The organism is Candidatus Andeanibacterium sp. (assembly GCF_057143545.1).
In genome coordinates this window covers 1-7,956 of sequence record NZ_DBNHSF010000096.1, presented here as the reverse complement: position 1 = coordinate 7,956, position 7,956 = coordinate 1, and the positions used below count along the sequence as shown (strand labels likewise).

The window sequence follows — 7,956 nt, the reverse complement described above, 5'->3', positions numbered from 1 at the left end:
TACCAGCACATCGTCGATCACTGGGATCTCGACCATCCCTTCCCGCGCATCCTCGCGGACCTCCAGCAGGCTCCCGACCCGAGCGAGGGCAGTTGGATCAACCCCGATATCGCCCGGACAAGAACCTACAAGGTGCTGACCGGCATTCCGGGCAAGACCGGAATCGTCTACACGCTCGACCGGGAAACCGGCGAATTCCTGTGGGCGCGGCCGACCGTGTTCCAGAACGTCGTTGCGAATATCGACGGGGCGAGCGGCGCCGTGACCGTGAACCCGGAAACAACTTTCGACCAGTTCGGTGTCTCGAAGCTGGTTTGCCCCTCGGCTTCGGGCGGCGCGAACTACATGGCGGGCGCCTATAGCCCCCTCACCCGCTCGCTTTACATGCCATTGCTCAATACCTGCGTGAACCTCTCGGCGGTGGAGCCGGCCAATGACGCTACTCCCGGCTACAGCATTGCCGGACGGCAATTCATTCCCGAATCCGCCGAAAAGCTACTCGGCGTGATCCATGCGGTGAATGCCGTGACCGGCAAGACAAACTGGACATTCCCGACCCGCGCCGGGGCGCAATCGCTGATCGCCACCGGCGGCGGGCTGGTGTTCGCAGGCGACGCCGATGGCTGGTTCCGCGCGCTCGACCAGGTCAGCGGCAAGGTCTTGTGGCAGATCAATCTCGGCTCGTCGGTCACCGGCTACCCCGCGACCTTCGCAGTGGACGGCCACCAATATGTCGCGGTGTCGACCGGGCGCTGGCTCAATGACGTCTATACGCCCGAGTTGGTCCACGGGACGCAGAACACGCTGTTCGTCTTTGCCCTGCCCGAAGCCGGCATCGGCCATCCGGGACCCTATGTCGAGCCGATCGAGCGCGAGAACTTCAATGCGGCCGATCCCAACCAGCAGGATGTAGCCGGGCCGACCCGCAAGGCCGGCCAGGGCGTCTATTCACTCGCACAGGCCGCCGCGGGCAAGGCGTTCTACTCGGCGCAATGCGCGGCCTGCCATGGCGTGGATTTCAACCCCGCACCCGGATCGCCGCCGGTTGCCGGTGCCGCTTTCATGACCAATTGGCGCGGCAAGAATCTCGCCGACCTCTATTCGCTGGTCAGCCTGACAATGCCGCCTGGAGCGGGTGGGGCCTTGAGCGAAGAACAATATCGCGCACTCATCGCCTACCTGCTCGAAGCGAACGGGTTCGGGCCGGGTGATGAGCTTCCCGCCGATCTTGCCGGGCTGCGCGCTATCGCGATCGAGGATTAGCTGCGCGGCTTCCAGGTTAGGACCCGCCAGCCATAGATGCCCAGTCCCACGATGATTCCGCCGATCACCAACGCGTTGAGCAGCCATTGCGCCTGCTCGAAATAGCCCGCCAGCCATTCGCCGCCCTTGACCAGCAGCAGGTTCCAGATCGCCGCCCCGGAGAACGTATAGGCGAGGAATTTCCAGTGGCTCATATGGGCGAGACCTGCCGGAAGCGAAATTATCGTCCGCAATAATGGCGAAAAGCGCAGGCCGAACACCACCCATTGGCCATGGCGGCGGAAGAAGGCGCTGGCGCGTTCGATATCATCCCAATCGACTGTCAACCAACGGCCCCAGCGATCGACCAGCGGCTGCAATCGCTGGTAGCCCCATTTGTCGCCCGCCAGGAACCAGGCGTAATTGCCGGCAGTGCTGCCCAGCGTTCCGGCCAGCATCAGCGGCCAGAATTCGAGCGTGCCCCTGGCCACGGCAACCCCGCCCAGCCCCATGATAAGTTCCGACGGGATCGGCGGAAACAGGTTTTCGAGCACCATCAACGCGGCAATGCCCCAATAGCCGCCCTGTTCGATCATCCAGATAATGAATTCGACCATTGGATGATCAACGCGTCAACGCGCCGGGAGTCTCGCTTCGATCGCATCCCAGATTGCACCTGCCGTATCGGTGCCGTTGAAGGCGTCCATCACGACGATCCCGGTCGGCGAGGTGACGTTTATCTCGGTCAGGTACTTGCCGCCGATCACATCGATCCCGACGAAGATCAGCCCCAGCTCCTTGAGCCTCGGCCCGAGCGCGGCGCAGATCTCTTCCTCGCGCGGCGTGAGTGTCGTGGCTTCGGCCGAGCCGCCCTGGACGAGGTTGGAGCGGAATTCGCCCTTGGCCGGCCTGCGATTGATGGCTCCAGCGACCACGCCATCGACCAGCACGATGCGCTTGTCGCCTTCGGCCACCTCGGGCAGGAACGGCTGGACCATATGCGGTTCGGGCCAGGTCTGATTGAACACTTCGACCAGCGCCGAGAGATTCTCGCCGTTCTCGGGCACGCGAAAGATCGCCTTGCCGCCATTGCCGTGGATCGGCTTCACCACCACGGCTCCGTGTTTCTTCTGGAACTCACGTATCTCCGGAACGCTGCGTGTTACCAAGGTCGGCGGCATGAATTTCCGGAAATCGAGAACGAAGACCTTTTCCGGGGCATTGCGCACGCTCGCCGGATTGTTGACCACCAGCGTTTCGTGCTCGATCCGCTCGAGCAGATGGGTGGCAGTGATGTATCCCATGTGAAAGGGCGGATCCTGCCGCATCAGTACCACATCCACATCCCGGCCAAGGTCGAGCCGCCGAGCCTCGCCCTTGCTGAAATAGTCGCCTGCGACGGCCCGCACCGTCACCGGGCTGGCATGCGCAAACAGATGGTCATCTTCGCCGAGTGTCAGCGAACCGACATCGTAATGGAACAGTTCGTACCCCCGCGCCTGCGCGGCCATCATCAGCGCAAAGGAGGAATCCCCCGCGATGTTGATGCTTTCGAGTGGGTCCATCTGGACCGCGACGCGCAAGGCCATATCTCTCCCCTAGGGCTGCCAGGCATTGACGATGTGGCGCGGGAAGTGGCCCGGCGCAAGCAGGAGCACGTCGATCCGCGGATTATCCCTGGCGCGCAGGTAGCGGTGTCCAACGGCCTCTACCGCCGCCGCGACCCGCTTCAGCCGGTATTCGTCGATCGCGGTATCGAGATCCTTGGCGGTCCGGCGGTATTTCACTTCGATGAAGGCGACCGTCCGGCCACGCCGGGCAACAAGGTCGATTTCGCCAAGCGGCGTCTTGACCCTGCGATCGAGCACCCACCAGAAATGAAGATTGAGCCATAGCGCCGCGCGAATCTCGGCAATCCGCCCCAGCCTTTCGCGTTCGGCCCGGCTCATTGCGACTTCAGCGCCAGGGCGCGGGCGTAAAGCGTCTTGCGGTCCAATCCGGTTGCATTCGCGACCTTGCCCGCCGCCTGCGAAGGGCTGAGGCTTTCGAGCGCCTCAAGCAGCAGGGTGTCGGCATCGAACTCGCCCGCCAGCTCCGCCGGAGGGCCAACCAAAAGGACGATTTCACCCTTTGGCGGGTGCGCCGAGTAGTGCCCGATCAGTGCTTGCGGCGTTCCGGTCCGGCATTCCTCGTGCAGCTTGGTCAGTTCTCGCGCGACCGACACCGACCGGCCGGGCAGGATTTCCGCGATGGCCTCAAGCGATTTCGCCAGCCTCGGCCCGGTCTCGTAAAACACCAGCGTTGCCGGGACATGCGACAGTTCCGCCAGAATGTCCCGTCGCGCCTTGTCCTTGTGCGGCAGGAACCCGGCAAACAGGAAGCGGTCGCTCGGCAGGCCCGAAAGCGTCAGCGCGACGATTGCCGCACTGGGCCCGGGAATGCTGGTGATCGCAATCCCCGCCGCCTTCGCATCCTGCACCAGGCGATAGCCGGGATCGGAAATCAGCGGCGTTCCCGCGTCGCTTACCAGGGCGACCGCCTGGCTGCGCATCGCCTCGACCAGCTTCGCGCGCACCGCTGCGCCGCTATGATCGGTGTAACGCCACAGGGGTTTGCGGATGCCGAAATGGGCGAGCAGCTTTCCGGTCACCCTGCTATCCTCACAGGCTATCGCATCCGCGCGCCGCAGGATCTCGACAGCGCGCAAAGTGATGTCGCCGAGATTGCCAATCGGCGTGGCGACAATATACAGGCCCGGAGTCAGGCGCTGTTCAAGAGGCGTTTCCGACATGGACGCGTTGTGAACAGGATTGAGGGGAGCGGCAAGATGCTGGGTGGCAGGATTTCCAGGCGCAAGGCGCTCGCGATCGGCCTGACGATGATCGTCGCCGCGTGCCAGGCCACGCCGCGCGTCGAAACCATCCCGACGCCGACCCCGACTCCTTCCACATCGACCCTGCCCACCGACCCGGACCGCCACCGCATCGCCCTGCTGGTGCCGCTCTCCGGCACCAACGCGGAGGTGGGTCAGGCGATCGCCAATGCCACCACCATGGCGCTGCTCGACACCAACGCCGAGAATCTGAGAATCACCACCTATGACACCGCGTCCGGCGCTGGCGCCGCCGCGGCCCAGGCGATCGCCGATGGAAACAAGCTGATTCTCGGCCCCCTGCTGGGCGGAAACGTCGCGGCGGTCGTGTCGCAGGCGCGAACGGCCAGGGTTCCCCTGATCAGCTTTTCGAACGACAGTTCGGTCGCCAATGACGACGTCTTCGTGATGGGGGTGAGTCCCGACCAGTCGATCACCCGCACCGTCAACTATGCGACAACGCTTGGTTCAAGCCGGTTTGCGATCCTGGTGCCCAATGGCGAATATGGCGAGCGGGCCGAATATGCCTTCAATTACGCGGTGACGGGCAATCGCGGCACGATTGTCGCCCGTGAAACCTATGATCGTGGCAATACATCGATCGTGAGCGCCGCCCAACGCCTGCGCGAACGCGGGGGCTTTGATACGCTGCTTATCGCTGAAGGACCGCGCCTTGCGATCCAGGCGGCCGGCGCGGTGCGGCCTTCCGGCGCGCTGTCGCCCCTGCTGCTGGGCACCGAGTTGTGGAGCGGTGAGGCCAGCGTCCCGGCCAGCGCTGCCTTGCGCGGCGCCCTGTTCGCGTCGGTTTCCGACTCCCGCTTTGCCCAGTTCTCCAACAGCTATCGTTCGCGCTTCGGAAGCAATCCGCACCGGATCGCGACGCTGGGCTACGACGCAGTCCTGCTGACCTTGCGCATCGCCCAGAACTGGCAGCCTGGCGACAATTTCCCGGTCGCGCGGGTCCGCGATTCAGGCGGTTTCATCGGCCTCGACGGACCTTTTCGGTTCCGGCGGGACGGTGTCGTCGAACGCGCGATGGAGGTCCGCCGGGTCGGCAATGGCAGTATCGATATCGTCGATGCCGCTCCGGCCAGTTTCGCCGACTGAAGATAATTCCGGCCCACAACTTGTAGCGGCACGATTCCGCGCCTTATAGCCGATCCATGGCAGACGACCTTTTCGATGGCGGACCCCAGTCCGGCGGCATCTATGACGCTTCCTCGATCGAAGTACTCGAAGGGCTCGAACCCGTTCGCCGGCGCCCCGGCATGTATATCGGGGGCACCGACGAGCGGGCGCTGCACCACCTTGCCGCCGAAGTGCTCGACAATGCGATGGACGAGGCCGTTGCCGGCCACGCCAACCGGATCGAGGTTGCGCTGGAAGAAGGCAACCGCCTGACCATCAGCGACAATGGCCGCGGGATGCCGGTCGACGAACATCCGAAATTCCCGGGCATGTCGTCGCTCGAAGTGATCATGTCGAAGCTCCATTCGGGCGGGAAATTCTCGGGCAAGGCCTATGCGACCTCCGGCGGGTTGCACGGGGTCGGCGTGAGCGTGGTCAATGCGCTTTCAAGTCACACACGGGTCGAAGTCGCGCGCGACAGGCAGCTGTTCGCGCAGGAGTTTTCGCGCGGCATCACCCAGGGGCCGCTGCAGAAGCTCGGACCCACGCCCAACCGCCGCGGGACCACCGTCAGCTTCACGCCGGATCCCGAGATTTTCGGCGACCAGAAGTTCAAGCCACAACGCCTGTTCAAACTGGCGCGCTCGAAGGCCTATCTCTTCGCCGGGGTGGAGATCCGCTGGAAATGCGCGCCTTCGCTCGCCAGCGAAGACGTGCCGCAGGAAGCCGTTTTTCAGTTTCCCGGCGGGCTGGCCGACCACCTCGCCGAACAGGTCGGGACACGCGAATGCGTCACCGCGCAGTTCTTCACCGGGCGGCAGGATTTCCCGGCCAATGAGGCGGGCGAGCAAATGGGCCGGGTCGAATGGGCAGTCGCCTGGCCGCTTTATTCCGACGGCGCCTACAGCTGGTATTGCAACACCGTGCCGACGCCCGACGGGGGAACACATGAACAGGGCCTGCGCGCGGCGCTGACCAAGGGTATCCGCGCCTTCGGCGAGCTGGTCGGTCAAAAGAAGGCCAGGGACATTTCCGCCGACGATATCGTCTCAGGCAGCGAAGTGATGGTCTCGGTCTTCATCCGCGATCCGCAGTTCCAGAGCCAGACCAAGGACCGGCTCACCTCGCCCGAGGCCGCGCGGCTGGTCGAGAACGCCATCCGCGACCATTTCGACCATTTCCTGACCGACAATATGGAGCGCGGCAAGGCGCTGCTCGGCCAGGTCATGGAGCGGATGGACGAGCGCCTACGGCGCAAGGCCGAACGCGAGATCAAGCGCAAGACCGCCACCAATGCGCGGAAGCTGCGCCTGCCGGGCAAACTCACCGATTGCTCGGGCGAAGGCGACGGCGAGACCGAAATCTTCATCGTCGAAGGCGATTCGGCCGGCGGCAGCGCCAAGCAGGCGCGCGACCGCAAGACCCAGGCGATCCTCCCGATCCGCGGCAAGATCCTCAATGTCGCGTCCGCCACCACCGACAAGATCCGCGCCAACCAGGAGATCGCCGACCTGGTGCTCGCGCTCGGCTGCGGGACTCGCAAGGATTGTGACGCCGAAAACCTCAGATACGACCGCGTGATCATCATGACCGATGCCGATGTCGATGGTGCGCATATTGCCACCTTGTTGATGACGTTCTTCTTCCAGGAAATGCCCGACCTTGTGCGCAAGGGGCATTTGTTCCTCGCCCAGCCCCCGCTCTATCGCCTGACCGCCAACAAGGAGAGCGCCTATGCCCGCGACGAGGCGCATCGGCGCGAATTGGAAGAGACGCTGTTCAAGGGCAAGAAGGTCGAAATCTCTCGCTTCAAGGGCCTCGGCGAGATGAACCCCGGCCAGCTGCGCGAAACCACGATGGACCCGGCCAGGCGCAACCTCATCCGCATCACCCTGCCGACCGAGCACGAGCAACGCTATGCGGTGAAGGAACTGGTCGACCAGCTGATGGGCCGCAATCCCGAACATCGCTTCAATTTCATCCAGAACAACGCCGGGGAGTTTGATCGGGATTTGATCGATGCTTAATTCGTCTAAGCTGGGATCAGCACCGCGCTAGCGGATTAACTAAAGGCGACGGCCGAGAAATGATGCGCCGGGAACCGGATTAAACGAGATCGGCTCTGCCGTGACGAACCCCAAGGCGTCATACAACCTGCGGGCGGAGACCGACTTTTCCTGCACGTCGAGCCTCATTTCGGCATATCCGAACTTACGAGCCTCGGCGATCAATTGCTCGGCAAGCAGGCGGCCCAAATTCCTGCCACGCGCGTGAGGCCTAACGTATAGTCGCTTCATTTCGCAAATGTCTGCGCTAACTTCCCGGAGTGCTATACATCCCTCGATTTCTCCGTTCCGATCCGCAAGCAGTACGCATCCTTTGGGCGCCGCATATATGCCTGGCAAATTCGCGAACTCCGCGTCGTTTCCCTGATAATCGAGATTCACTGGAGAATGTGCGATAAACTCCTGCCAGATGCTCAGCACTGAAGCCATATCCTCTGGAAATTTCGCGTGCCGGATGGTGGTCATGGCGAGGTCATTTGCCCAATATTTTGGCAGCAATTTGGCACCGCCGTCCGGCTCTGGAACGTCCGCAATTGGGCCGATAGCAGGCTATCCGGCATTCACCTCCGAAGTACTTATGCCCTCACCGCCTCCACCACGCTGACCGCCGATGCGGTCGGCACAACCCGGGTTACCTTGAAGCCGTTC

General features: G+C 63.2%; 8 protein-coding genes. 3 read left to right on the top strand and 5 right to left on the bottom strand.

Annotated features, from left to right (window positions below):
- Nucleotides 1-1,263 (top strand): c-type cytochrome (locus AC16XC_RS06165; RefSeq protein WP_484033769.1); only part of this gene is annotated, 1,263 nt, incomplete at its 5' end.
- Here the strand turns inward: AC16XC_RS06165 and AC16XC_RS06160 are convergent.
- The 4 genes from AC16XC_RS06160 to rsmI are packed head-to-tail and all read right to left on the bottom strand — an operon-like array spanning nucleotide 1,260 to nucleotide 4,033.
- Nucleotides 1,260-1,859 (bottom strand): DedA family protein, encoded by a 600-nt coding sequence (locus tag AC16XC_RS06160; protein WP_484033768.1) that lies wholly within the window; start codon nucleotides 1,857-1,859, stop codon nucleotides 1,260-1,262. The genes AC16XC_RS06165 and AC16XC_RS06160 overlap by 4 nt on opposite strands.
- Before the next feature lie 15 nt (nucleotides 1,860-1,874).
- A complete protein-coding gene (gene gshB, locus AC16XC_RS06155; RefSeq protein WP_484033767.1) occupies nucleotides 1,875-2,831 on the bottom strand; it encodes a glutathione synthase in 957 nt (318 codons plus the stop codon).
- Nucleotides 2,832-2,840: 9 nt separating this feature from the next.
- Nucleotides 2,841-3,191 (bottom strand): YraN family protein, encoded by a 351-nt coding sequence (locus tag AC16XC_RS06150; protein WP_484033766.1) that lies wholly within the window; start codon nucleotides 3,189-3,191, stop codon nucleotides 2,841-2,843.
- Nucleotides 3,188-4,033 carry a 16S rRNA (cytidine(1402)-2'-O)-methyltransferase gene (gene rsmI, locus AC16XC_RS06145; RefSeq protein ID WP_484033765.1) on the bottom strand — a complete coding sequence of 282 codons (846 nt, stop codon included), beginning with the start codon at nucleotides 4,031-4,033 and terminating at the stop codon, nucleotides 3,188-3,190. The genes AC16XC_RS06150 and rsmI overlap by 4 nt, the downstream gene beginning before the upstream one ends.
- Before the next feature lie 9 nt (nucleotides 4,034-4,042).
- Here rsmI and AC16XC_RS06140 point away from each other — a divergent pair, with 9 nt between their 5' ends.
- Both AC16XC_RS06140 and parE read left to right on the top strand, forming a co-directional pair.
- Nucleotides 4,043-5,221 (top strand): penicillin-binding protein activator, encoded by a 1,179-nt coding sequence (locus AC16XC_RS06140; protein WP_484033764.1) that lies wholly within the window; start codon nucleotides 4,043-4,045, stop codon nucleotides 5,219-5,221.
- A gap of 56 nt (nucleotides 5,222-5,277) precedes the next feature.
- Nucleotides 5,278-7,269 (top strand): DNA topoisomerase IV subunit B, encoded by a 1,992-nt coding sequence (parE, locus tag AC16XC_RS06135; protein ID WP_484033763.1) that lies wholly within the window; start codon nucleotides 5,278-5,280, stop codon nucleotides 7,267-7,269.
- Nucleotides 7,270-7,308: 39 nt separating this feature from the next.
- Here parE and AC16XC_RS06130 read toward each other — a convergent pair whose 3' ends face one another.
- Nucleotides 7,309-7,806 carry a GNAT family N-acetyltransferase gene (locus tag AC16XC_RS06130; RefSeq protein WP_484033762.1) on the bottom strand — a complete coding sequence of 166 codons (498 nt, stop codon included), beginning with the start codon at nucleotides 7,804-7,806 and terminating at the stop codon, nucleotides 7,309-7,311.
- Nucleotides 7,807-7,956: the final 150 nt, after the last annotated feature.

Coding starts and splice junctions, on each gene's coding strand:
- gshB (WP_484033767.1), bottom strand. CDS start 2,831: ATGGCCTTGCGCGTCGCGGTCCAGATGGACCCACTCGAAAGCATCAAC.
- rsmI (WP_484033765.1), bottom strand. CDS start 4,033: ATGTCGGAAACGCCTCTTGAACAGCGCCTGACTCCGGGCCTGTATATT.
- AC16XC_RS06160 (WP_484033768.1), bottom strand. CDS start 1,859: ATGGTCGAATTCATTATCTGGATGATCGAACAGGGCGGCTATTGGGGC.
- AC16XC_RS06150 (WP_484033766.1), bottom strand. CDS start 3,191: ATGAGCCGGGCCGAACGCGAAAGGCTGGGGCGGATTGCCGAGATTCGC.
- parE (WP_484033763.1), top strand. CDS start 5,278: ATGGCAGACGACCTTTTCGATGGCGGACCCCAGTCCGGCGGCATCTAT.